Raw genomic sequence first — 22,786 nt, 5'->3', positions numbered from 1 at the left:
GGCGGCTGTTCTCCCTGATGTGTGCGCACCGACAGCCGCGAAAGCGGTGCGCACCTGAATGAATGGTCCTAACCCTGACAGCGCGTTGGGAAAGTGATGGTCTATGGCTCGCGGAACCTTGAGCCAGAGCCGATTGTCCGGCATATCGCGAAGTGATGAAGATATCTTTTGGAGATAAAGAGATATCCCTTCCGCATATCGAGCGAATAAATCGCGCCGTTATGCCTTCCAGAGCTTCTCCAGGGGCCTTTCCCGTGAGATTTATGCGTTTAAGTCATTAAAAAAGACTGAACACTTATCCCCTCGTTCTCTCCGAGTAAGTGTGCCATCGGCACATACACCAAATTACTGACGAGGATTTAAAAATGGCTGAACATCGCGGCGGTAAAGGCAATTTCGCGGAAGACCCACAGCGTGCTTCCGAGGCCGGCAAGAAAGGTGGCCATGTGAGCGGGGGCAACTTCAAGAACGACCCGCAGCGTGCTTCCGAGGCCGGACGCAAAGGCGGCCAGAACAGCCACGGCGGTCGCAACTAGTAGCAATCTGCGCAACTCGAGAGCGGCCTACGCTCTCGAGTTCCAGCCACAACTCCCCGCTCTTCCTTGCCGCACTGGGCTAGTCCGCCTGAGCGGTAGCCTCCTGCTCCTCCACGTCCTCCTCGAAGGTGTTGTCCCAGATCAGTCGCGGGTCGAAGGTGACTGCGGCGATCATGGTCAGAATCACCACGGTGGCGAAGGCCGCTGCGCCCAGATTGGCCTGGATGCTGGCCAGGTTGCCGAAGTTGACCACCGTTACCAGGATGGCGATGACGAAGATATCCAGCATCGACCAGCGCCCGATCCATTCGATGAAGCGGTACATGAGGATGCGCTGCTGCGCCGACATCGGCTGGTGCCTTTGCACCGAGTACAGCAGCATGGCGATGCCCACCAGCTTGAAGGTCGGCACCAGGATGCTGGCGACGAACACCACCAGGGCGATCGGCAGCATGTCGGCATGGATCAGTTCCAGCACCCCGCCCATGATGGTCGACGGCGCACCCTTGCCGAGGAAGCTCACGGTCATGATCGGCAGCACGTTGGCCGGAATATAGAGAATCGCCGCCGTGATCAGCAGGGCCCAGGTGCGGGCGATGCTGTCCGGCCGACGGGCATGCAGGCGGCCACCGCAGCGCGTGCAATGCTGTACTTCGCCTTCGCGCAGGTATTCCAGCTTGTGGCATTCCCCACAGACGATGATGCCGGCATCAAGTGCGCGCATGGTCGTCCTCCTCGCTCAAGGCATCCCACACCTGGTGCGGCGACATGGTCACCTCCAGCCAGATCTGCGCCAGCATCAGCGCCACGAAGCAGGCCAGGCCGACCCCCAGGTGCAGCTTGGCCATGTCGATCAGCTTGACGATCGAGACCAGGATGCCGAACAGGTACACCTCGAGCATCCCCCACTCACGCATGTGGTGGTAGATGCGGTAGCAGTAACAGGCCAGAGGCCGCAGGGCCGGCCGCGGCATGGCGATCAGCACGAACAGCTGGCACAGCAGCTTGAGCAGCGGCACCAGCATGCTGCACAGGAACACCACCACGGCCACGCCCTGCATGTCCGAGTGATACAGCCCCACCACCCCGCTCCATACCGTGTCCACGGCGTGCTGGCCGAGAATGCTGAGGCTCATGATCGGCAGGAAGTTGGCCGGCACGAACAGGATCAGCGCGGTCAGCACCAGGGCCAGTGAGCGCCGGCGCATCTGCGAGCGGTGCACCACCATCTCGTAGCCGCAGCGGGGGCAGCAGGCCTTCTGCTCCTCCCCCACATGCGGGTGGTGCATGAGCAGGTCGCATTCGTGACAAGCGATCAGCTGCTCCAGTGGTGGCAGCTGTGCTCGGGTCAGGCTTTCGGATTGCACTCTCTTGCACCTCTCGACTCGGCGACCCGTCCACAGGCCGCTGGCTAGATATTACCCGCATTGCGCAACTTTGCCGCAGCGCCTGTAGCACGGCTTCGTGCTAGGGTGCGTACACCCCATCATCCAGAGGTTTGCGCATGCGCCTGAAACTGGCCCCGTTCGTTCTGCTCGCCCTACTCGGCAACCCCGCGGTCGCCCATGACTACAGCGTCGGCGAGCTGCACATCGATCATCCCTGGTCACGCGCCCTGCCGCCCACCGCGCCCAATGGCGCCGCCTACTTCGTGGTGCATAACAAGGGTACCGCGGGCGACCGTCTGCTCGGCGCCAGCACACCGCTGGCCGCCACGGCCGAGCTGCACACCCATGTGCACCTGGGCGACGTGATGAAGATGCAGAAAGTCGACTCGGTGGGCGTGCCCGCCAATGGCGAGGCCCGTTTCGAACCCAGCAGCAACCACGTCATGCTGTTCGGCCTGAAGCAGCCACTGGTGGCCGGCGAGCGCTTCCCGCTGACCCTGGAGTTCGAGAAGGCCGGCAAGGTCGAGGTGGAAGTCGCCATCGAGGCCGAGGCACCGAAGGCCGAGCACCATCACTAACGCGTGAGGCGCCTGGCGTCAGTCGCGATCCAGAAGATGGAAGCGCGGCAACGACAGGTGCCAGCGGATCGCCGCCAGGCGGGTCAGCAGCACGGTCAGCATGGCTACGCCGGTGTCCAGCCAGTGCGGCGTCTCCAGCTCGCGCATCACGATGAACACCAGTGAGCCGAGGATGCAGGCGGTGGCGTAGATCTCCTTCTGGAAGATCAGCGGAATCTCATTGCAGATCACATCGCGCATCACCCCACCGGCGACGCCGGTCATCACCCCCATGATCACCGCCGTGCTGTACGGCACGTTGTGCTGCAGCGCCACCTCGGTGCCGATCACGGTGAACACGGCCAGGCCGAAGGCGTCGGCGATCAGCAGGCCGCGCTCATGAATCGGCTGAGTCAGGCGCACCCAGAGCACCGTGCCGACCGCGGCGATGGAGGCGATCAGGATATAGGTGTCGTTGCGGATCCAGCTGACCGGATGGTTGTCCAGGATCAGGTCACGCAAAGTGCCGCCACCCAGCGCGGTGATCACGGCGATGACCAGCACGCCGAACAGGTCCATGGACTTGCGTCCCGCCATCAACGCCCCGGTGATGGCGAAGACGGCGACGCCGAACAGGTCGGCAAGGTAAAAGATCTGCTGCATGGCGCCTTCAGTTGGTCACGGGGGCGCGCATGGTAACAAACTCCTCGGCGGCGGTCGGGTGGATGCCCAGGGTCTCGTCGAAGACGCGCTTGGTGGCGCCGGCCTTCAGCGCCACGGCCAGGCCCTGGACGATCTCGCCGGACTCCGGTCCGACCATGTGACAGCCGAGCACCTTGTCGCTCTTGGCATCGACCACCAGCTTCATCAGGGTGCGTTCCTGGCACTCGGTGAGGGTCAGTTTCATCGGCCGGAAGCTGCTCTCGAACACCTTTACCTCGTGGCCCTGCTCGCGCGCTAGCTCCTCGGTCAGGCCGACGGTGGCGATGTTCGGCAGGCTGAATACGGCGGTGGGAATCAGGCTGTAGTCCAGCTTGCGATACTCCTCCGGCTTGAACAGTCGCCGCGCCACCGCCATGCCTTCGGCCAGCGCCACGGGGGTGAGCTGCACTCGGCCGATCACGTCGCCGAGGGCGAGGATCGAGGGTTCGCTGGTTTCGAACTGCTCGTTGACCTGAATAAAGCCCTTGTCGTCGAGCGCCACCTGGACGTTCTCCAGGCCCAGGTTGTCCAGCATCGGGCGGCGGCCGGTGGCGTAGAACACGCAGTCGGTGGCCAGCTCGCGGCCGTCCTTCAGGGTGGCCAGCAGACTGCCGTCGGCCTGGCGCTCGATACGGCTGATGTCGGTGTTGAACTGCAGGTCCAGGCCCTTCTTCTCCAGCTCCTCCTTGAGGTGCTTGCGCACGGCGCCGTCGAAACCGCGCAGGAACAGGTCCTTGCGGTACAACAGCGAAGTCTGTGCGCCCAGGCCATGGAAGATCGAGGCGAACTCGACGGCGATATAACCGCCGCCGACCACCAGCACGCGCTTGGGCAGCTGTTCGAGGAAGAACGCCTCGTTGGAGGTGATTGCCAGCTCCTTACCAGGAATGTCGGGCACTTGCGGCCAACCGCCGGTCGCGATCAGGATGTGCCGAGCGCTGTGGCGCTGACCGTTGATCTCCACCTCATGCGGGCCGGTCAGCCTGGCGTGGCCTTCCAGCAGGGTCACACCGCTGTTGACCAGCAGGTTGCGGTAGATGCCATTGAGGCGCTGGATCTCACGGTTCTTGTTGGCGATCAGGGTCGGCCAGTCGAACTGCGGCTCGCCGGAACTCCAGCCAAAACCAGAAGCCTGCTCGAAGTCGTCGGCGAAATGGGCGCCATACACCAGAAACTTCTTCGGCACGCAGCCGACGTTGACGCAGGTGCCGCCCAGGTAGCGACTCTCGGCCACGGCCACCTTGGCACCGAAGCCGGCAGCGAAACGGGCGGCGCGCACACCGCCGGAACCGGCGCCGATCACGAACAGGTCGAATTCATAGGACATCGCAGTTCTCCTTGCAGGCGACAAGCATACCGGAGAGCCTGGGGGCTGCGTGTATGCTTGCACATAGGACTAGACCCGCGCCGGTTCGGCCAGGAGGTTCGTCATGCGCCCCACTCTGACCCATGTCGCCCTGCACGTTCCCGAGATGCAACCCTGCGTGGAGTTCTACCGCGAGTTCTGCGGCATGCGGGTGATCCACGAACGGGCCGGCAAAGGCTCGAAGATCGTCTGGATGGCCGAGCCCGGCAAGGAGCATCAGTTCATCTTCGTCATCATGCCCGGCGGCGCGGATCGCCAGCTGGCGGCAGACGACTACAGCCACTTCGGCTTCGCCGTGGCCAGTCGCGAGGCGGTCGACCAGATCGCCAGACGAGCCGCCGAGGCCGGCTGCCTGGTGTGGGCGCCACGCGATGAGCCCTATCCGGTCGGTTACTACTGCGGCCTGCGCGACCCGGCCGGCAACTACGTCGAGTTCAGCTACGGCCAGCCACTGGGGCCAGGCTCGGAGGCAATGCCCATCCCCTGATTCAAGCCGCCTGAAACGACAAAGCCACCCGAAGGTGGCTTTGGCTGACAGCAGCGACCTATCAGTAGGCCTTGCCGGTCTTGTACAGGTTCTCGAAGCAGAAGTTGGTGGCGTCGATGTAACCCTCGGCGCCGCCGCAGTCGAAACGCTTGCCTTTGAACTTGTAGGCGATCACGCAACCGTCCTGGGCCTGCTTCATCAGGGCGTCGGTGATCTGGATCTCGCCGCCCTTGCCCGGCTCGGTCTTCTCGATCAGGTCGAAGATGTCCGGGGTCAGGATGTAGCGGCCGATGATCGCCAAGTTGGACGGGGCGTCTTCCGGCTTCGGCTTCTCGACCATGTTGTTCACGCGGAAGATGTCGTCACGAATCATCTCACCAGCGATCACACCGTACTTGGAGGTCTCCTCCTTCGGTACTTCCTGGATGGCGACGATGGAGCAGCGGAACTGGTTGTACAGCTTGACCATCTGCTGCAGCACGCCGTCACCTTCGAGGTTGAAGCACAGGTCGTCGGCCAGGACCACGGCGAATGGCTCGTCACCGATCAGCGGGCGGCCGCTGAGGATGGCATGGCCCAAGCCCTTCATCTCGATCTGACGGGTGTAGGAGAAACTGCACTCGTCGATCAGGCGACGGATGCCGACCAGGTACTTTTCCTTGTCGGTGCCCTGAATCTGGTGCTCCAGCTCGTAGCTGATGTCGAAATGGTCTTCCAGCGCGCGCTTGCCACGCCCGGTAACCATGGCGATCTCGCTCAGGCCTGCTTCCAGAGCCTCCTCGACGCCGTACTGGATCAGCGGCTTGTTGACCACCGGCAGCATTTCCTTGGGCATGGCCTTGGTGGCTGGCAGGAAGCGAGTGCCGTAACCGGCCGCCGGGAACAGACATTTCTTGATCATGACAATCCTTGGTACTGCGAGGGGCTGAATTGCCGCGCAGTCTAATCAGGCTGAGTCGGCCTTACAATGCCCGTTAAGGGAAGAAATACTGCGGCTTCGAATACTTCTGAAGCCAACAAAAAACCCGGCCTAGGCCGGGTTTTTGCAAAGCTCAGCGCCAATTACTTGGCCTGGGCTTCTACTTCAGCTTCTACGCGACGGTTGACCGCGCGACCTGCTTCGGTGGCGTTGTCGGCAACCGGGCGGGACTCGCCGTAGCCAACCGAACCAACGCGCTCGGAACCTACACCGTACTGGTTGACCAGCACTTCACGAACGGCATTGGCGCGACGCTCGGACAGCTTCTGGTTGTAGGCGTCGGTGCCGACGGAGTCGGTGTGGCCTTCAACGGTGGTGTTGGTCTGCGGGTACTGGTTCATGAAGTCGGCCAGGTTCTTGATGTCACCGTAGCTTTCTTCTTTGACCTTGGACTTGTCGAAGTCGAACTTAACGTCCAGCTCAACGCGAACGGTCTCGGCCGGCTCCGGAGTCGGAGCGACTTCAGCAACTGGCTCGGCAACCGGCTCGGCAACCGGGGCCGGCTTGGAGCCGCCACCGAAGTTCAGGCCGATACCAACGCTCGGGGCCCACTCGGTGTCGCCCTGATCGATGTTGTACTGAGCTTCAACACCAGCGCGGGCGTAGAAGTTCTCGGTGAAGTAGTACTTGGCACCACCGCCCAGGTTGGCGAAGGTGGAACCGTTGCGACCGCTACGACCATTCTGGCCGATGCTCTGGTCGGAGAAGCCGGCGGAGACGTACGGACGCAGGCTGTCGGCCGAAGTGTTGAAGTGGTACAGAGCATCCAGGGCGGTGTTGGAGCCCTTGATGTTGCGGCCGTCTTCGGCACGAGCGTTGTGCACTTCGTCGTAACCCAGGCGCAGCTCGACATCATCGGTCAGGAAGTAACCAATGGAGCCACCGAACAGGTTGCCATCGTTCTTGAAATCGCGAGCTTCATCGAAGTACTGCTTCTTGGCGAAGCCTTCGATTTCAACAGCGCCCTGGCCTTGAGCCAGTGCATTCAGTGAAGTAGTGGCAACCAGAGTACCGATGACGGCGCCCAAGGTGTTTTTCAGTTTCATCCGTAAATCCCCATCAAAAGACGATTAATAGTTGCCCGGCCCGAACGACCGAGAACAACATGGCGGCGATTGTAACAAAACTACACACTGCTGTGTGGTGATATTTCGCGCACACTGCGCGTAAGAGGCTGTTCGGCTAATTAAGTTTCACTGACATTGCCGAATTTTTCCCGCAGACGGTCAAGCGCGCGCTTATAGCGCATCTTGGTGGCGCTGAGTCCCATGTGCATGATGTCGGCGATTTCCTGGAACTCCAGTTCCGCAACAAAACGCAATACCAGGATTTCCCGGTCAATGGGATTGACGTGCACCAGCCAGCGATCCAGGCCGCCCTTCTCTTCCAGCTTGGGCGCCTTCTCCTCGGAAGCCTCTTCCAGTGGATCGAGACTCAATGCATCTAGTAGGCGGCGTTTGCGCCGTTCCTTGCGGTACTGGGTAATACACTCGTTATAAGTGATGCTATATAGCCATGTCTTGAACTTGGACTTGCCTTCGAAGTTCTTCAATCCATAGAGAACTTTCAGCATAACTTCCTGGCAGACGTCATCGGCATCACGCTCGTTACCGAGGTAACGAGCACAGACATTGAACAGCGTACGTTGGTAACGCCGCATCAACTCTTCGTAAGCACGAGTGACGTGGAACAGCTCGACATGCGCACGCTGCACCAGCTCCTCGTCCGAGAGCTCGCGTGGGTCGTACCGCGTGGGAAGCGATTGGGCCTTGTTCAAAACAACTCGTGCCGACAGTCAGGTCAGAAGGCAGCGCCAGAGCGCAACGCGAGAAGCGCTGGTCGCATACATTAGCAGGGATTGGCGCGTCAGCGGCTGCTGACGCGTTGCTCGAGCAGGGTACGGTTGGCTACCGAAACCAGCTCACCCTCTTCGGTGAGCAGCACGGTCTTCACGGTACCGATCTCCTCGATCTGGCCTTCGACATCGCCGACCTTCACTTGTTGCCCGACCTCATAGAGTTCGCGCACATAGATGCCGGCCAGGATCTGTCCGGCGATTTCGCGGCTGCCCAGACCCAGCGCCAGGGCGACTGCCAGGCCCACGGAAATCAGCACGATGGCGATCACGTTGTTCAGCAGGTCGGTCTTCACTTCCAGCTGGCCGATGGCGACCGAGATGCTGATGATGATCACCAGCCCCTGGGCAATGCGACCGAGGCCGGCAGCATAATCCAGGCCCACCCCTTCGGCGGCGCCGCGCACGATGCCGCTGACCAGCTGCGCCAGCAGCACACCCGAGAGCATCACCACGGCAGCGCCCAGCACCTTGGGCAGATAGAGCGCCAGCACATCGAGGGTGGCGGACACGCGATCCAGGCCTAGGGACTCGGCGGCGGAAACCAGGAAAATCAGCAGAACGAACCAGTAGACGATCTTGCCGATCAGGGTCGATACCGGCACCTGGATGCCAACCTTGGAAAGCATCTTGTTCAGGCCGGTGCCCGCCATCAGGCGGTCCAGGCCCAGCTTGGCCAGCAGCTTGGATAGCAGGGTATCGAGCAGCTTGGCCACCACGAAACCGAGCAGCACCACTACCAGAGCGCCGAAGAAACGAGGGATGAAGCCCGCGACGGGAGCCCATACCGAGCTCATGGCGTTAACGAGACTTTGAGTCCAGGGATCGAATTCCATATTCAGTCAGCCTTGTCTGCGGAGCGGGTACGGCGGGAAACCGGTGCCACGTGTGCGGAACCGTTGTTGAGAGCGATCATGATGGCCTCCAGGCCGCGCCCCATGAGACCGAAGAGATCGCCGGCCCCGACCTGGCGGTTGGCGGTCTTCAGCACACGGCCGAGGGTCGCGTCATCATCGTGGTCACCGGGCTGCGACTTGAGCAGATCGCGCAGGGACTCTTCAAAAGGATCGTACATGCCTACCTCGCATGGATTTGTTGCCTAGACGTGGCGACCTGGGCGCAAGTCACATCTAGAGCCAGCGCAGCCGGCGGAACACCCACCACTGCAGCGCGCCGACACTGGCAAGAATGGCGCAGATCAGCAGGAAACCATATTTGCTCTCGGCCCCCGGGATGCCGCCGACATTGATGCCGAGCAGGCCGGTGAGAAAGCTCATGGGCAGGAAGAACACGGTGGTCACGCCGAGCAGGTACATGGCGCGATTCATCTTCTCACTCATGCGTCGGTGCTCGGACTCCAGCACCAGCCCCACCCGCTCGCGAATCATCTCCAGCTCTTCCAGGTAGCGGGTCAGTCGGTTGTTCAGCTCGTTCCACTGATCTCCGTCGCCATAACCGTTGCGCGTCAGCTGGGCATAGATGTCCCGCTGGGGAGCCAGGAAGCGGCGCAGACCGGCGGCGCGGCGGCGCACGTGCAGCACCACGCCGTGATCGGGCATGAAGCGCTCGTCGCTGTCGAGGCGCTCTTCCTGGCCTTCCAGCTGATCGGACAGGCCGTCGATCAGTCCGTCGACTTTGTCGGTGAGGTAGTGAGCCAGCTGCAACACCAACTCGGTGCTGTCGCGCGGGCCCTGACCCTGTTCCAGCAGGGCGATTAGCTCTTCGGTGGCGCGCAGGGGGCGCAGGCGCAGGGAAATGACCCGGCGAGCACCGGCGAAGATGCGTACCGAGACCATGTCTTCGGGATCGGCACCGGGATTCAGATTGACGCCGCGCAGGAACAGCAGCAGCTCATGCTCGGGCAGCGTCAGCAGGCGCGGCCGGGTGTTTTCCTCCAACAGCAGATCACAGCTGAATTCGCTGAGGCCGCTGTGCTCGCGCAGCCAGGCGCGGGTCTGCGGATGGCCTCTGTCCCAGTGCAGCCAGAGGCTCTCCTGCTCGGCGAGCTGCAGGCCCTCCAGCTGATCCCACTCCAGGCTGCGCGCGCCGCCCCGGCCGTCGAGGACGAAGGCGTGCACCAGCCCCCACTGCAGATTGTCTTTCTCGTACATCCCTGCGCTCACTGTCGTCACCTGGAGCCCACCAGTGCGGGCTCCGCGAGGCTTACTCCGGCATCTTCAGCGGTTCGGGGGAAACGATCACGCCGTTGTTGTCGGCATAGACATAGTGGCCCGGCTTGAAGGTCACGCCGCCAAAGGTCACGGCCACGTTGAGATCGCCGATGTTGCGCTTGTCGGTCTTCATCGGATGGCTGGCCAGCGCCTGCACGCCCAGGTCGGTCTGCGCCAGCACGTCGACGTCGCGCACACAGCCGTAGATCACCATGCCTTCCCAGCCATTCTTCGCGGCTTTCTCGGCGATCATGTCGCCCAGCAGCGCACGGCGCAGGGAGCCGCCGCCGTCCACCACCAGCACCTTGCCCTTGCCGGGTTGATCGGCCTGGGATTTGACCAGCGAGTTGTCCTCGTGGCACTTGACGGTGACGATCTCGCCGCCGAAGGAATCGCGGCCACCGAAGTTGGCAAACATCGGCTCGACCACCTGTACCAGCTCCGGGTAGGCGTCGCAGAGATCGGGGGTGACGTATTGCATGGGGATGCTCCTATCAGTTGAAACTCAGAGTAGGCTGCGCCTGGATTGCGCTGCGCCGCAGCGACGGCGGCGAATCGTGACCGGACCGGCGGATTTCGTCACATCTTAGCCGCATGCCAGAGCGCTTGTAACCTCAATCCTGCTGCTTTTCCGCCGGCAGCTGCAGTTCGCGCAGCCAGTACTCGACCAAGGGCCAGACCTCCGCCTGCGCCTCCTTGCTGACCAGCATTTCGACATGGCCGAAATCGCTGGAAAAGCCTTTCTCCTTGCCCAGCAGCAGGAAGCTGCGCGGCGCGGCAACGAACTGCTCGTACAGCTTGCGACAGGCCCAGGTCGGATCCTGCAGGTCGCCGGCGGCACTGACCGCCAGCAGCGGTACCTGCACATCGGCCATGCCCGCCCACCAGTCGCGTTCGGAGTCACCGAAGCGGCCGAACAGGCGGTGCCAGCGCAGACTCTCCAGCGCCAGGCCGATCGGCTCGTCCTCGGGACCACGCTTGAAGCGCGCGCCGGAGATGTGGTGGAAGCCCTTGAGCAGCAGACGGCTGCCCCACTCCACCGGCGGCACCTTGAGCGGCCAGTAGATGCGACTGATCTGCGCGCCGAACAGCGCCGCCGATGCGGCGTCCTCAGCGTTCAGATAGCCTCCACCGAGCGCGGCGGCCAGGGTCGTGCCGCCCAGGGAATGGCCGACCCAATGCGGCGCGCGGCCACTCTGCTCGCGCACGAAGGCGGCGATGGCCGGCAGGTCGTAGCGCGCGTAGTCGGCCACCGTGTTGTGTTTATAGACCTGGTTGCGCGGCGACAGGCCATGGCCACGCATCTCGGCGATCCATACATCGAAACCGGCACGTGCCAGATGGGGGCCGAGGCCGATGGCGCGCGGCGAATACCAGAAACGCCGATTGGAAAAGCTGCCATGCAGCAGGATCACCGGCTCTCCGCGGTGCTCCTGATCGGCCAGGCCCAGGCGGGTCAGCGCCAGCTCGACGGAGAAGTCCGGCGAGTTGCCGGGCTTCAGGCGATAGACGTCTTCGCTCAGATCACCGCGCAACTCGGCACTGATCAGGGCGACGGGGAACAATTCACTACTGCTTTGCATACTGCTTCTTGCACGAGAAATGGCGGGAGCGATCTTTGGCCGCGCCCCGGGACAACAGCCCGAGTATCTGCCATACACAAAAAAGGGCGGGATCGCTCCCGCCCTTCTGGGATGACGCTTGAATCAGCCTTGCTGACCTTCGGCCAGGAAGAACCAGGTATCCAGCACCGAGTCCGGGTTCAGCGACACGCTCTCGATGCCCTGTTCCATCAGCCACTTGGCCAAGTCCGGGTGGTCCGACGGGCCCTGGCCACAGATGCCGATGTACTTGCCGGCCTTGTTGCAGGCCTGGATGGCGTTGGCCAGCAGTTTCTTGACCGCCGGATTACGCTCATCGAACAAGTGCGCGACGATGCCGGAGTCGCGGTCCAGGCCCAGGGTCAGCTGGGTCAGGTCGTTGGAGCCGATGGAGAAGCCGTCGAAGAATTCGAGGAACTCATCGGCCAGCAGCGCGTTGGACGGCAGCTCGCACATCATGATGACCTTCAGGCCATCCTTGCCACGCTCCAAACCATTGCTGGCGAGCAGCTCGACCACCTGCGACGCCTCGCCGAGGGTACGCACGAAGGGCACCATGATCTCGACGTTGGTCAGGCCCATCTCGTTGCGCACTTTCTTCAGCGCACGACATTCCAGCTCGAAGCAGTCACGGAAGCTCTCGCTGATGTAGCGCGAGGCGCCACGGAAGCCGAGCATCGGGTTCTCTTCTTCCGGCTCGTACAGCTTGCCGCCGATCAGGTTGGCGTATTCGTTGGACTTGAAGTCCGACAGGCGCACGATGACCTTCTTTGGCCAGAAGGCCGCGGCCAGGGTGCTGATGCCCTCGACCAGCTTCTCGACATAGAAGCCGACCGGATCGTCGTAGCCGGCGATGCGCTTCTCGACGCTGTCCTTGATCTCGGTCGGCAGGCCGGCGAAGTTCAGCAGTGCCTTGGGGTGCACGCCGATCATGCGGTTGATGATGAACTCGAGACGGGCCAGGCCCACGCCCTCGTTGGGCAGCTGGGCGAAATCGAAGGCGCGATCCGGGTTGCCGACGTTCATCATGATCTTGAACGGCAGGTCGGGCATGGCGTCGACCGAGTTCTTGCGGATGTCGAAGCCCAACTCACCTTCGAAGATGAAGCCGGTGTCGCCTTCGGCGCAGGAAACGGTCACGCCCTGGCCATCCTGCAGCACCTGGGTGGCGTTGCCGCAACCGACCACGGCCGGGATGCCCAGCTCACGGGCGATGATCGCCGCGTGGCAGGTACGCCCGCCGCGGTTGGTGACGATGGCGCTGGCGCGCTTCATCACCGGTTCCCAGTCCGGATCGGTCATGTCGGAGACCAGCACGTCGCCCGGCTGGACCTTGTCCATCTCGGACACGTCGTGGATCACTCGTACGCGACCGGCGCCGATGCGCTGGCCGATGGCGCGGCCTTCCACCAGAACCTTGCCCTTCTCCTTCAGCAGGTAGCGCTCCATGACGGTGGCGCTGGCACGGCTCTTCACGGTTTCCGGACGGGCCTGGACGATGTACAGCTTGCCGTCGTCGCCGTCCTTGGCCCACTCGATATCCATCGGGCGGCCGTAGTGTTTCTCGATGATCAGCGCCTGTTTGGCCAGCTCGCTGACTTCGGCGTCGGTGATGCAGAAGCGCGCGCGCTCGGCGCGGTCGACCTCGACGGTCTTGACCGAGCGACCGGCCTTGGCCTCTTCGCCGTAGACCATCTTGATCGCCTTGCTGCCCAGGTTGCGACGCAGGATGGCCGGGCGGCCGGCTTCCAGGGTCTGCTTGTGCACATAGAATTCGTCGGGGTTCACCGCGCCCTGCACCACGGTCTCGCCGAGGCCGTAGGCGCCGGTGATGAACACCACGTCACGGAAGCCGGACTCGGTATCCAGGGTGAACATCACGCCGGCGGTGCCGGTTTCAGAACGGACCATGCGCTGTACGCCGGCGGACAGGGCGACCAGCTTGTGGTCGAAGCCCTGGTGCACGCGGTAGGCAATGGCACGGTCATTGAACAGGGAGGCGAACACTTCCTTGGCCGCGCGGATCACGTTGTCCACGCCGCGGATATTGAGGAAGGTCTCCTGCTGGCCGGCGAAGGAAGCGTCCGGCAGGTCTTCGGCGGTGGCGGACGAACGCACGGCGACGGCCATGTTGTCGTTGCCGGCGGACATCTCGGCGAAGGCCGTACGGATCTGCGCATCCAGCTGGGCCGGGAACTCGGCGTCCATCACCCACTGGCGGATCTGCGCGCCGGTCTTGGCCAGGGCGTTGACGTCATCCACGTCCAGCGCGTCGAGGGCGGCGTGGATGCGGTCGTTCAGGCCGCTTTGTTCGAGAAAGTCACGGTAGGCCTGGGCGGTAGTGGCGAAACCACCCGGAACAGAGACGCCGGCGCCAGCCAGGTTGCTGATCATTTCGCCCAGGGATGCGTTTTTGCCCCCTACATGCTCCACATCGTGGACGCCGAGCTTATCGAGGGAAATTACGTACTCAACCAAGGTGAACTCTCCACTGTACGTGGCAGAGCCGGTGCAGCGCCGCCGCAGCCTGGCTTTGCCTCAAGGAAATAAGTCACAATGCCGGCCAGTACGGGCCCGGCAAAGGGGGCCTATGATAGCCAAGAATCGTTCCTGACTTAAGGCCTCCGCCATCAATGAAACGAACCGCATTCTTCATTTCCGACGGCACCGGCATCACCGCGGAAACCCTCGGGCAAAGTCTGTTGGCACAATTCGAGGCCATCAGCTTCACCAAGCTCACACGCCCCTATATAGACAGCGTGGAGAAGGCGCGGGCCATGGTACAGCAAATCAACAATGCTGCCGAGAAAGACGGCGCCCGGCCGATCATCTTCGACACCGTGGTCAACCAGGAAATCCGTGACGTCCTGGGCCAGTCCGACGGCTTCATGATCGACATCTTTTCCACCTTCCTCGCGCCGCTGGAAGCCGAGCTGAGCGAGCACTCCTCGTACTCGGTCGGCAAGTCCCACTCCATTGCCAGCAACACCAACTACATGGAGCGCATCGAGGCGGTCAACTTCGCCCTGGACAACGACGACGGTGCCCGCACTCACTACTACGACAAGGCCGATCTGATTCTGATCGGTGTTTCTCGCTGCGGTAAGACACCCACCTGCCTGTACATGGCCATGCAGTTCGGCATCCGCGCCGCCAACTACCCGCTGACCGAAGAAGACATGGAGCGCCTGCAGCTGCCGGCGGCCCTCAAGCCCTACAAGCACAAGCTGTTCGGCCTGACCATCGACCCGGACCGGCTCACCGCCATTCGCCATGAGCGCAAGCCCAACAGCCGCTATGCCAGCTACGCCCAGTGCGAGTTCGAGGTGCGCGAGGTGGAAAACCTGCTGCGCCGCGAGAACATCAACTTCATCAACTCCACCCATTTCTCGGTCGAGGAAATCTCGGCGAAGATCCTGGTGGAAAAAGGCGTCGAACGCCGCCTCAAGTAACCCACGCCTCGGTGACCGTCATGACCCTGATGGACGCAGTACTGTTTGCCCCGATCGCCGCGCTGATCTCGCTCGGCCCTGGCCCCAACAACTTCTGCGCCCTCAACAACGGCATCAACTACGGCGTCCGCGCGGCCATCCTGGCCACCTTCGGGCGCCTGGCGTCCTACGCCATCTTCCTGTTCATCTCCGCGGTCGGCCTCGGTGCCATGCTGCTGGCCTCGGAGACCGCCTTCACCACCATCAAGTGGGTCGGCGCCCTGTACCTCGTCTATCTGGGCATCAAGACCTGGCGCAGCACCGAATTCAGAGGCCTGCAGCCGAGCGACGGCGAGCTGGCGGAACGCACGCCGATACAACCGCCGATCGGCAAGCTGATGCTCAACGAGTTCCTGGTCGGCATCAGCAACCCCAAGGCCATCCTGCTGTTCGCGGCAATCTTCCCGCAATTCATCAAGCCGGATCAGCCGACGGCCGAGCAGTTCCTCTACCTCGGCACCACCTACCTGCTGGCCGAGCTGTGCGTCGGCTCCACCGCCTACGCCCTGTTCGGCATGCAGATTCGCCGCCTGGTGCGTAGCCGCAAGGGTGTCAGTCGCCTGAACAAGAGCACCGGCGCCTTCTTCGTCGGCGCCGGCGGCCTGATGCTGGGCGTCAATAACCACTGACTCCGGCGGGCGTTTCCTAGAAGGAATCGCCCGGCACCCGCACCCAGCCTTCCATCAGGATCCGCGCACTGCGGCTCATGATGGCCTTGGTTACCGTCCATTCGCCGTCGACCAGCTTGGCTTCGGCACCGACCCGCAGGGTGCCGGAGGGATGACCGAAACGCACCGCCTCGCGCTCGCCACCACCAGCCGCCAGGTTGACCAGGGTGCCAGGGATGGCCGCAGCAGTGCCAATCGCCACGGCGCAGGTCCCCATCATGGCGTGGTGCAGTTTGCCCATGGACAGCGCGCGCACCAGCAGATCGACCTCGCCGGACTCGACCGTCTTGCCACTCGATGCCTGGTAGCTCTTGGGCTTGCTGACAAAGGCGATCTTTGGCGTGTGCTGGCGGGTCGCCGCCTCTGCCGCCGTCTTGATCAACCCCATACGCAGCGCACCGGCCACGCGAATCTGCTCGAAGCGCGCCAGCTGCTGCGGATCACCGTTGATGGCCTCGCGCAGCTCGGTGCCCTGGTAGCCGATGTCCTCGGCATTGACGAACACGGTCGGAATGCCGGCAGTGATCATGGTCGCCTTGAAAGTACCGACACCCGGCACCTCCAGGTCGTCGACCAGGTTGCCGGTTGGGAACATCGAGCCGCCCTCCTCGCCATCATCGGACGGATCGAGGAACTCCAGTACGATCTCCGCCGCCGGGAAGGTCACCCCGTCCAGCTCGAAGTCGCCGGTTTCCTGGACCTGACCGTTGCTGACCGGTACGTGGGCGATGATGGTCTTCTGGATGTTGGCCTGCCAGATACGCACCACGCACACGCCGTTGTCCGGAATGCGCGCCGGATCGACCAGCCCGGCATGAATGGCAAAGGCACCGGCGCCGGTGGACAGGTTGCCGCAGTTGCCGCTCCAGTCGACGAAGGCCTTGTCGATGGAGACCTGGCCGTAGAGGTAGTCGACGTCGTGATCTGGCTGACTGCTCTTGGACAGGATCACGCACTTGGAGGTCGAAGACGTGGCGCCCCCCATGCCGTCGATATGCGCGGAGTACGGGTCCGGACTCCCGATCACGCGCATGAACAGCTGGTCGCGGGCAGCGCCTGGGACCTGGCAGCTTGGCGGCAGGTCCTGCAGGCGGAAGAACACGCCCTTGCTGGTGCCGCCACGCATGTAGGTGGCGGGGATTTTGATCTGGGGTACGTGAGCCATGATGAGGTCCTGGCTTGATGGAAGTAGCCCGGATGCAATCCGGGAACGGGTCACCCCGGATTACATCCGGGCTACAGGCTGGAGCCCCCTTCTCCCCGTGGGAGAAGGTGCCCGAAGGGCGGATGAGGGATACCGCCTCCCTCACCCTACGCGGGCCGCCCAGCCCTCTCCCCAAGGGAGAGGAAGTAAGCGCCGACCTCAGCCGGCGGTGGACTCGAGGAAGTCCTGGGCAAAGCGCTGCAGCACGCCGCCGGCCTTGTACACATGGACTTCGGCGGCGGTATCCAGGCGGCAGGTCACCGGCACCTTGACCACCTCGCCATTGCGGCGATTGACCACCAGGGTCAGGTCGCAGCGCGGCGATACCTCGCCCTGGATGTCATAGGTCTCGGTGCCGTCGAGGCCGAGGGTCACGCGGGTGGTGCCCGGCTTGAACTCGACCGGCAGTACGCCCATGCCCACCAGGTTGGTGCGGTGGATACGCTCGAAGCCTTCGGCGGCGATCACTTCCACGCCGGCCAGGCGTACGCCCTTGGCCGCCCAGTCACGGGATGAGCCCTGGCCGTAGTCGGCGCCGGCGACGATGATCAGGTTCTGCTTGCGGTTCATGTAGGTCTCGATCGCTTCCCACATGCGCATGACCTTGCCTTCCGGCTCGACGCGGGCCAGCGAACCCTTCTTCACCACACCGTCGACCACGGCCATCTCGTTGACCAGCTGCGGGTTGGCGAAGGTGGCGCGCTGGGCGGTCAGGTGGTCACCGCGGTGGGTGGCGTAGGAGTTGAAGTCCTCCTCCGGCAGGCCCATCTTCGCCAGGTACTCGCCGGCAGCCGAGTCCAGCAGGATGGCGTTGGACGGCGACAGGTGATCGGTGGTGATGTTGTCCGGCAGGATCGCCAGCGGCAGCATGCCCTTGAGCGTGCGTTCGCCAGCCAGGGCGCCTTCCCAATACGGCGGGCGGCGGATGTAGGTGGACATCGGGCGCCAGTCGTACAGCGGGCTCTCGGCTTCCTGCACGGTGCCCAGATCGAACATCGGGATATAGATCTGCTTGAACTGCTCCGGCTTCACGCTGGAGGCGACGATGGCGTCGATCTCCTCGTCGCTCGGCCACAGGTCCTTCAGGGTGATCGGCTTGCCGGCCTTGTCGATACCCAGCACATCCTGCTCGATATCGAAGCGCACGGTACCGGCGATGGCGTAGGCCACCACCAGTGGCGGCGAGGCCAGGAAGGCCTGCTTGGCGTAGGGGTGGATTCGCCCGTCGAAGTTGCGGTTGCCCGACAGCACGGCGGTGGCGTACAGGTCGCGGTCGATTATTTCCTGCTGGATCACCGGGTCCAGCGCGCCCGACATGCCATTACAGGTGGTGCAGGCATAGGCGACGATGCCGAAGCCGAGCTTCTCCAGCTCAGGCAGCAGACCGGCTTCTTCCAGGTACAGCTTGGCGACCTTGGAACCAGGAGCGAACGAGCTCTTCACCCAGGGCTTGCGCACCAGGCCCAGCTCGTTGGCCTTCTTCGCCAGCAGGCCGGCGGCCACCACGTTGCGCGGGTTGGAGGTGTTGGTGCAGCTGGTGATGGCGGCAATGATCACCGCGCCATCCGGCAGCTGACCGGCCGCCTCTTCGGCCTTGGCCGACGCCAGCTGCGCTTCGCCTGCAATGCCGCGCTCCTGCAGCGCCGAGGTCGGCAGGCGCTTGTGCGGGTTGCTCGGGCCGGCCATGTTGCGCACCACGGTGGACAGGTCGAAGCTCAGCACCCGCTCGTACTCGGCGGTGACCAGGGCATCGGCCCACAGGCCGGTGAGCTTGGCGTACTGCTCGACCAGCGCCACCTGCTCTGGCTCGCGACCGGTCAGCTTGAGGTAATCGATGGTCTGCTGGTCGATGTAGAACATCGACGCAGTCGCGCCGTATTCCGGGCACATGTTGGAAATGGTCGCGCGGTCGCCGATCGACAGGCTGTCCGCACCCTCGCCGAAGAACTCGACGTAGGCGCCGACCACGCGCTCCTTGCGCAGGAACTCGGTGATGGCCAGGACGATGTCGGTGGCAGTGATACCCGGCTGGCGCTTGCCGGTGAGCTCTACGCCGACGATGTCGGGCAGGCGCATCATCGACGGCAGGCCCAGCATCACGGTCTCGGCTTCCAGGCCACCGACGCCGATGGCGATCACGCCCAGGGCATCCACATGCGGGGTGTGCGAGTCGGTGCCCACGCAGGTATCCGGGAAGGCAACGCCGCCGCGCGCCTGGATCACCGGGCTCATTTTCTCCAGGTTGATCTGGTGCATGATGCCGTTGCCGGCGGGGATCACGTCGACGTTTTTAAAGGCCGTTTTCGTCCACTCGATAAAGTGGAAGCGGTCCTCGTTGCGACGTTCTTCCACAGCGCGGTTCTTCTCGAACGCGTCCGGGTCGAAGCCACCGAATTCCACGGCCAGCGAGTGGTCGACGATCAGCTGGGTCGGCACCACCGGGTTGACCTTGGAAGGATCACCGCCCTTCTCGGCAATGGCGTCGCGCAGGCCAGCCAGGTCGACCAGCGCGGTCTGGCCGAGGATGTCGTGGCACACCACGCGCGCCGGGTACCAAGGGAAGTCGAGGTCGCGCTTGCGTTCGATCAGCTGCTTGAGCGAATCGGTCAGCGCCTCCGGCTCGCAGCGGCGCACCAGCTGCTCGGCCAGCACGCGAGAGGTGTACGGCAGCTTGGCGTAGGCGCCTGGCTCGATGGCATCGACCGCCTCGCGGGTGTCAAAGTAGTCCAGCGCCGTGCCGGGCAGGGATTTGCGGTATTGGCTGTTCATGGCGCGGCTCATTATTTGCGGTCCTTGAGCGGCACGAACTTCAGGTCTTCCGGGCCGGTGTAGTTGGCGCTCGGGCGGATGATCTTGCCGTCGATGCGTTGCTCGATGACGTGGCTGGACCAGCCGGAAGTACGGGCGATGACGAACAGCGGGGTGAACATGGCGGTAGGCACGCCCATCATGTGGTAGCTGACGGCGCTGAACCAGTCGAGGTTGGGGAACATCTTCTTGATGTCCCACATGATGGTTTCCAGGCGCTCGGCGATGTCGAACATCTTGGTGTTGGACTGCTCGGCGGACAGCTCGCGCGCCACTTCCTTGATCACCTTGTTGCGCGGATCGGCCACGGTGTAGACCGGGTGGCCGAAGCCGATCACCACTTCCTTGCGCTCGACGCGGGCACGGATATCGGCCTCGGCCTCGTCCGGGTTGTCGTAGCGCTTCTGGATCTCGAAGGCCACTTCGTTGGCGCCGCCATGTTTCGGGCCGCGCAGCGCACCGATGGCGCCGGCGATGCAGGAGTACATGTCGGAGCCGGTGCCGGCGATCACCCGGGAGGTGAAGGTGGAGGCGTTGAACTCGTGCTCGGCGTACAGGTTGAGCGAGGTATGCATGGCGCGCACCCAGGACTCGCGGGGCTTCTCGCCATGCAGCAGGTGCAGGAAGTGGCCGCCGATGGAGTCGTCGTCGGTTTCCACGTCGATGCGCTTGCCGTTGTGGCTGAAGTGGTACCAGTACAGCAGCGCCGAACCCAGGGAGGCCATCAGCTTGTCGGCGATGTCACGGGCGCCCGGATGGTTGTGGTCTTCCTTCTCCGGCGACACGCAGCCGAGCACGGACACGGCAGTGCGCATCACGTCCATCGGGTGGGCGGACGGCGGCAGCTGCTCCAGGGACGCCTTGAGCGCAGCCGGAATACCACGCAGGGCCTTGAGCTTGGTCTTGTAGGCGGTCAGCTCGGCAACATTGGGCAGCTTGCCGTGGACCAGCAGATGAGCGATTTCCTCGAACTCGCAGCGGTTGGCGAAATCGAGCACGTCATAGCCGCGGTAGTGCAAGTCGTTGCCGGTGCGGCCAACGGTGCACAGGGCGGTGTTGCCGGCGGCGGTGCCGCTCAGGGCGACGGACTTCTTCGGCTTGAAGCCTGGCGTGGTGGTGTCTACGGAAGCGCTCATCGCTCTCTCCTCATCTGAATCCGGTAGTACTGCTTATTGTTGTGGCAGGCCGCGTGCGGCCTGCGGGCCGGTCACTTCTTGCCGGCGGCGAACAGCGCGTCGAGCTTCTGCTCGAAGGCGTGGTAGCCGATGCGGTCGTACAGCTCGGCGCGAGTCTGCATCAGTTCGATGACGTCTTTCTGATGACCGTTCTGGCGGATCGAGGTGTAGACACTTTCCGCCGCCTTGTTGGCAGCGCGGAAGGCGGACAGCGGATACAGCTGGATGGCCACGCCGACCGAGGCCAGCTCGTCGCGGGTGAACAACGGAGTGGCGCCGAACTCGGTGATATTGGCCAGCACCGGCACGTTCAGCGCATCGACGAAGCGCTTGTAGGTCGGCAAATCGTAGGCGGCCTCGGCGAAGATGCCGTCGGCGCCCGCCTCCACATAGCGCTGGCAACGCTCGATGGCGGCGTCCACGCCCTCGGCCTGGATCGCGTCGGTACGGGCGATGAGGAAGAAGTTCGGATCGGTCTTGGCGTCAGCGGCGGCTTTCACGCGGTCGGCCATCTCCTCGGTGGAGACGATTTCCTTGCCCGGACGGTGACCGCAGCGCTTGGCGCCGACCTGGTCCTCGATATGGGCGGCGGCGGCACCGGCCTTGATCAGGTTCTTGATGGTGCGCTCGATATTGAAGGCGCTGGGACCGAAGCCGGTGTCGATGTCCACCAGCAGCGGCAGGTCGCAGACGTCGGTGATGCGGCGTACGTCGGTGAGCACGTCGTCCAGGGTGTTGATGCCCAGGTCCGGCAGCCCCAGGGAACCTGCGGCGACACCGCCACCGGACAGGTAGATGGCCTGGAAGCCGGCACGCTTGGCCAGCAGCGCGTGGTTGGCGTTGATCGCGCCGATCACCTGCAGTGGCTGCTCGGCAGCGATGGCATCGCGGAAGCGCTGGCCGGGGGTTCTTGCACTCATGACTCACCTCGTGTTTTGGACGGGTTGGCGAGCGCTTCCTGGTAGTGGCGCTCGATATTGCGCTTGGATGCACCGATGTGACGGCGCATCAGCAGTTCGGCCAGCTCGCCGTCACGTTCGGCGATGGCATCGAGAATGCGGTGGTGTTCGGCAAAGGCGTGCCGCGGGCGATTGGGCGTGGCCGAGAACTGCAGGCGATACATGCGCACCAGCTGGTACAGCTCGCCGCAGAGCATCTGCGCCAGGGTCTTGTTGCCGCTGCCCTGGATGATCCGGTAGTGGAAGTCGAAGTCGCCTTCCTGCTGGTAGTAGCCGACACCGGCCTTGAAGGCGGCGTCCTGCTCATGCAGGTCGAGCACCCGGCGCAGCTCATCGATCTCGCCCTGGGTCATGCGCTCGGCGGCCAGGCGGCAGGCCATGCCTTCGAGGGATTCGCGGATTTCGTACAGCTCGATCAGCTCGGCATGGCTCAGCGACACCACCCGCGCACCGACGTGGGGGACGCGCACCAGCAGGCGCTGGCCTTCCAGACGGTGAATCGCCTCACGCAGCGGACCGCGACTGATGCCGTAGGTGCGCGCCAGCTCCGGCTCGGAGATCTTGCTGCCCGGCGGGATCTCGCCCTGCACGATGGCCGCCTGGATGCGGCGAAACACGTGCTCGGCCAGGGTTTCCGAGTCGTTCTGGTCGCTGCTGGGGACTTCGAGAGCGTCGAGCATTATTGTCAACACAATTAGCTTCTGTTGCGGCAAAACTATGCCTCAAGCCGGATAGTGTCAACACTTTAAAATACGATTGTCGACAATCCGCACGACAGGCGAAACGCCTCGCAACCGTGCAATCAACCTGCAGAAACGCTCATAAGCGGCTGTCGCAGC

At 63.4% G+C, this 22,786-nt stretch carries 23 protein-coding genes; 5 read left to right on the top strand and 18 right to left on the bottom strand.

What is annotated here, in order from left to right:
* Positions 1–365 precede the first annotated feature (365 nt).
* Positions 366–536: a general stress protein gene (locus FFS62_RS12110; protein ID WP_137973063.1), complete on the top strand. Its 171-nt coding sequence runs from the start codon at positions 366–368 to the stop codon at positions 534–536.
* Between the two features lie 79 nt (positions 537–615).
* Here the strand turns inward: FFS62_RS12110 and FFS62_RS12105 are convergent, their stop codons facing one another.
* Together FFS62_RS12105 and FFS62_RS12100 are read right to left on the bottom strand one after the other, a co-directional pair.
* The gene (locus FFS62_RS12105) at positions 616–1,260 is read right to left on the bottom strand and encodes a paraquat-inducible protein A (RefSeq protein WP_137973062.1); all 645 of its coding nucleotides are present in this window, start codon (positions 1,258–1,260) and stop codon (positions 616–618) included.
* Positions 1,247–1,903: a paraquat-inducible protein A gene (locus FFS62_RS12100; protein ID WP_256662204.1), complete on the bottom strand. Its 657-nt coding sequence runs from the start codon at positions 1,901–1,903 to the stop codon at positions 1,247–1,249. The genes FFS62_RS12105 and FFS62_RS12100 overlap by 14 nt, the downstream gene beginning before the upstream one ends.
* A gap of 143 nt (positions 1,904–2,046) precedes the next feature.
* Between FFS62_RS12100 and FFS62_RS12095 the strand changes: the two genes are divergently transcribed.
* Complete coding sequence (locus FFS62_RS12095; RefSeq protein WP_371920127.1) at positions 2,047–2,502, top strand: copper chaperone PCu(A)C; 456 nt, start codon at positions 2,047–2,049, stop codon at positions 2,500–2,502.
* 18 nt (positions 2,503–2,520) lie between these two features.
* Here the strand turns inward: FFS62_RS12095 and FFS62_RS12090 are convergent, their stop codons facing one another.
* Both FFS62_RS12090 and gorA read right to left on the bottom strand, forming a co-directional pair.
* The gene (locus FFS62_RS12090) at positions 2,521–3,144 is read right to left on the bottom strand and encodes a trimeric intracellular cation channel family protein (RefSeq protein WP_137973060.1); all 624 of its coding nucleotides are present in this window, start codon (positions 3,142–3,144) and stop codon (positions 2,521–2,523) included.
* A 7-nt stretch (positions 3,145–3,151) separates the two neighbouring features.
* The gene (gene gorA / locus FFS62_RS12085; protein WP_137973059.1) at positions 3,152–4,510 is read right to left on the bottom strand and encodes a glutathione-disulfide reductase; all 1,359 of its coding nucleotides are present in this window, start codon (positions 4,508–4,510) and stop codon (positions 3,152–3,154) included.
* Between the two features lie 103 nt (positions 4,511–4,613).
* Between gorA and FFS62_RS12080 the strand changes: the two genes are divergently transcribed.
* Positions 4,614–5,036, top strand: coding sequence for a VOC family protein (locus FFS62_RS12080; RefSeq protein ID WP_137973058.1), 423 nt, complete (start codon positions 4,614–4,616; stop codon positions 5,034–5,036).
* Between the two features lie 61 nt (positions 5,037–5,097).
* Here the strand turns inward: FFS62_RS12080 and galU are convergent, their stop codons facing one another.
* From galU to ppsA, 9 genes are all read right to left on the bottom strand, one after another.
* Positions 5,098–5,937 carry a UTP--glucose-1-phosphate uridylyltransferase GalU gene (gene galU, locus FFS62_RS12075; RefSeq protein WP_137973057.1) on the bottom strand — a complete coding sequence of 280 codons (840 nt, stop codon included), beginning with the start codon at positions 5,935–5,937 and terminating at the stop codon, positions 5,098–5,100.
* 161 nt (positions 5,938–6,098) lie between these two features.
* Positions 6,099–7,061 (bottom strand): OmpA family protein, encoded by a 963-nt coding sequence (locus FFS62_RS12070; protein ID WP_137973056.1) that lies wholly within the window; start codon positions 7,059–7,061, stop codon positions 6,099–6,101.
* A 140-nt stretch (positions 7,062–7,201) separates the two neighbouring features.
* Positions 7,202–7,792, bottom strand: coding sequence for an RNA polymerase sigma factor SigX (gene sigX, locus FFS62_RS12065; RefSeq protein WP_137973055.1), 591 nt, complete (start codon positions 7,790–7,792; stop codon positions 7,202–7,204).
* A gap of 89 nt (positions 7,793–7,881) precedes the next feature.
* Positions 7,882–8,706 (bottom strand): mechanosensitive ion channel domain-containing protein, encoded by an 825-nt coding sequence (locus tag FFS62_RS12060; protein ID WP_137973054.1) that lies wholly within the window; start codon positions 8,704–8,706, stop codon positions 7,882–7,884.
* A gap of 2 nt (positions 8,707–8,708) precedes the next feature.
* Positions 8,709–8,945: a CrfX protein gene (locus FFS62_RS12055; RefSeq protein ID WP_137973053.1), complete on the bottom strand. Its 237-nt coding sequence runs from the start codon at positions 8,943–8,945 to the stop codon at positions 8,709–8,711.
* A 55-nt stretch (positions 8,946–9,000) separates the two neighbouring features.
* On the bottom strand, positions 9,001–9,981 hold the full coding sequence (locus tag FFS62_RS12050; RefSeq protein ID WP_137973052.1) for a zinc transporter ZntB: 981 nt from the start codon (positions 9,979–9,981) through the stop codon (positions 9,001–9,003).
* Positions 9,982–10,033: 52 nt separating this feature from the next.
* On the bottom strand, positions 10,034–10,522 hold the full coding sequence (rraA, locus tag FFS62_RS12045; RefSeq protein ID WP_137973051.1) for a ribonuclease E activity regulator RraA: 489 nt from the start codon (positions 10,520–10,522) through the stop codon (positions 10,034–10,036).
* A 133-nt stretch (positions 10,523–10,655) separates the two neighbouring features.
* Positions 10,656–11,624 carry an alpha/beta fold hydrolase gene (locus FFS62_RS12040; protein ID WP_137973050.1) on the bottom strand — a complete coding sequence of 323 codons (969 nt, stop codon included), beginning with the start codon at positions 11,622–11,624 and terminating at the stop codon, positions 10,656–10,658.
* Between the two features lie 123 nt (positions 11,625–11,747).
* A complete protein-coding gene (ppsA, locus tag FFS62_RS12035) occupies positions 11,748–14,120 on the bottom strand; it encodes a phosphoenolpyruvate synthase (RefSeq protein WP_137973049.1) in 2,373 nt (790 codons plus the stop codon).
* 155 nt (positions 14,121–14,275) lie between these two features.
* Between ppsA and FFS62_RS12030 the strand changes: the two genes are divergently transcribed.
* Complete coding sequence (locus FFS62_RS12030) at positions 14,276–15,094, top strand: pyruvate, water dikinase regulatory protein (RefSeq protein ID WP_137973048.1); 819 nt, start codon at positions 14,276–14,278, stop codon at positions 15,092–15,094.
* A 20-nt stretch (positions 15,095–15,114) separates the two neighbouring features.
* Positions 15,115–15,762, top strand: coding sequence for a LysE family translocator (locus FFS62_RS12025; protein ID WP_218569287.1), 648 nt, complete (start codon positions 15,115–15,117; stop codon positions 15,760–15,762).
* Between the two features lie 16 nt (positions 15,763–15,778).
* On the opposite strand, the gene prpF is transcribed toward FFS62_RS12025, so the two are convergent.
* The 5 genes from prpF to FFS62_RS12000 all read right to left on the bottom strand — a co-directional run bounded on the left by prpF (position 15,779) and on the right by FFS62_RS12000 (position 22,627).
* Complete coding sequence (gene prpF / locus FFS62_RS12020) at positions 15,779–16,966, bottom strand: 2-methylaconitate cis-trans isomerase PrpF (RefSeq protein ID WP_137973047.1); 1,188 nt, start codon at positions 16,964–16,966, stop codon at positions 15,779–15,781.
* A gap of 198 nt (positions 16,967–17,164) precedes the next feature.
* Positions 17,165–19,774, bottom strand: a complete 2,610-nt coding sequence (gene acnD, locus FFS62_RS12015; RefSeq protein WP_137973046.1) for a Fe/S-dependent 2-methylisocitrate dehydratase AcnD — start codon at positions 19,772–19,774, stop codon at positions 17,165–17,167.
* A gap of 11 nt (positions 19,775–19,785) precedes the next feature.
* Positions 19,786–20,949 carry a 2-methylcitrate synthase gene (prpC, locus tag FFS62_RS12010; RefSeq protein WP_137973045.1) on the bottom strand — a complete coding sequence of 388 codons (1,164 nt, stop codon included), beginning with the start codon at positions 20,947–20,949 and terminating at the stop codon, positions 19,786–19,788.
* 71 nt (positions 20,950–21,020) lie between these two features.
* Positions 21,021–21,908 (bottom strand): methylisocitrate lyase, encoded by an 888-nt coding sequence (prpB, locus tag FFS62_RS12005; protein WP_137973044.1) that lies wholly within the window; start codon positions 21,906–21,908, stop codon positions 21,021–21,023.
* Positions 21,905–22,627, bottom strand: a complete 723-nt coding sequence (locus FFS62_RS12000) for a GntR family transcriptional regulator (protein ID WP_137973043.1) — start codon at positions 22,625–22,627, stop codon at positions 21,905–21,907. Before FFS62_RS12000 ends, prpB begins: the two co-directional genes overlap by 4 nt.
* Between the last annotated feature and the right edge of the window lie 159 nt (positions 22,628–22,786).

The organism is Pseudomonas sp. F(2018) (genome assembly GCF_005508865.1).
Classification (GTDB): domain Bacteria; phylum Pseudomonadota; class Gammaproteobacteria; order Pseudomonadales; family Pseudomonadaceae; genus Aquipseudomonas.
Note: the sequence above shows the minus strand (reverse complement) of the source record. Positions and strands in the feature narration are given on the sequence as shown.

Bases quoted from the DNA above. Each gene is read 5' to 3' on its own strand.
- prpB (WP_137973044.1), bottom strand. From the start codon at position 21,908: ATGAGTGCAAGAACCCCCGGCCAGCGCTTCCGCGATGCCATCGCTGCC.
- gorA (WP_137973059.1), bottom strand. From the start codon at position 4,510: ATGTCCTATGAATTCGACCTGTTCGTGATCGGCGCCGGTTCCGGCGGT.
- prpF (WP_137973047.1), bottom strand. From the start codon at position 16,966: ATGGCTCACGTACCCCAGATCAAAATCCCCGCCACCTACATGCGTGGC.
- FFS62_RS12060 (WP_137973054.1), bottom strand. From the start codon at position 8,706: ATGGAATTCGATCCCTGGACTCAAAGTCTCGTTAACGCCATGAGCTCG.
- FFS62_RS12110 (WP_137973063.1), top strand. From the start codon at position 366: ATGGCTGAACATCGCGGCGGTAAAGGCAATTTCGCGGAAGACCCACAG.
- FFS62_RS12040 (WP_137973050.1), bottom strand. From the start codon at position 11,624: ATGCAAAGCAGTAGTGAATTGTTCCCCGTCGCCCTGATCAGTGCCGAG.
- prpC (WP_137973045.1), bottom strand. From the start codon at position 20,949: ATGAGCGCTTCCGTAGACACCACCACGCCAGGCTTCAAGCCGAAGAAG.
- acnD (WP_137973046.1), bottom strand. From the start codon at position 19,774: ATGAACAGCCAATACCGCAAATCCCTGCCCGGCACGGCGCTGGACTAC.
- FFS62_RS12030 (WP_137973048.1), top strand. From the start codon at position 14,276: ATGAAACGAACCGCATTCTTCATTTCCGACGGCACCGGCATCACCGCG.
- FFS62_RS12000 (WP_137973043.1), bottom strand. From the start codon at position 22,627: ATGCTCGACGCTCTCGAAGTCCCCAGCAGCGACCAGAACGACTCGGAA.
- FFS62_RS12070 (WP_137973056.1), bottom strand. From the start codon at position 7,061: ATGAAACTGAAAAACACCTTGGGCGCCGTCATCGGTACTCTGGTTGCC.
- FFS62_RS12105 (WP_137973062.1), bottom strand. From the start codon at position 1,260: ATGCGCGCACTTGATGCCGGCATCATCGTCTGTGGGGAATGCCACAAG.
- FFS62_RS12090 (WP_137973060.1), bottom strand. From the start codon at position 3,144: ATGCAGCAGATCTTTTACCTTGCCGACCTGTTCGGCGTCGCCGTCTTC.
- galU (WP_137973057.1), bottom strand. From the start codon at position 5,937: ATGATCAAGAAATGTCTGTTCCCGGCGGCCGGTTACGGCACTCGCTTC.
- FFS62_RS12025 (WP_218569287.1), top strand. From the start codon at position 15,115: ATGACCCTGATGGACGCAGTACTGTTTGCCCCGATCGCCGCGCTGATC.
- FFS62_RS12055 (WP_137973053.1), bottom strand. From the start codon at position 8,945: ATGTACGATCCTTTTGAAGAGTCCCTGCGCGATCTGCTCAAGTCGCAG.
- FFS62_RS12050 (WP_137973052.1), bottom strand. From the start codon at position 9,981: ATGTACGAGAAAGACAATCTGCAGTGGGGGCTGGTGCACGCCTTCGTC.
- FFS62_RS12080 (WP_137973058.1), top strand. From the start codon at position 4,614: ATGCGCCCCACTCTGACCCATGTCGCCCTGCACGTTCCCGAGATGCAA.
- rraA (WP_137973051.1), bottom strand. From the start codon at position 10,522: ATGCAATACGTCACCCCCGATCTCTGCGACGCCTACCCGGAGCTGGTA.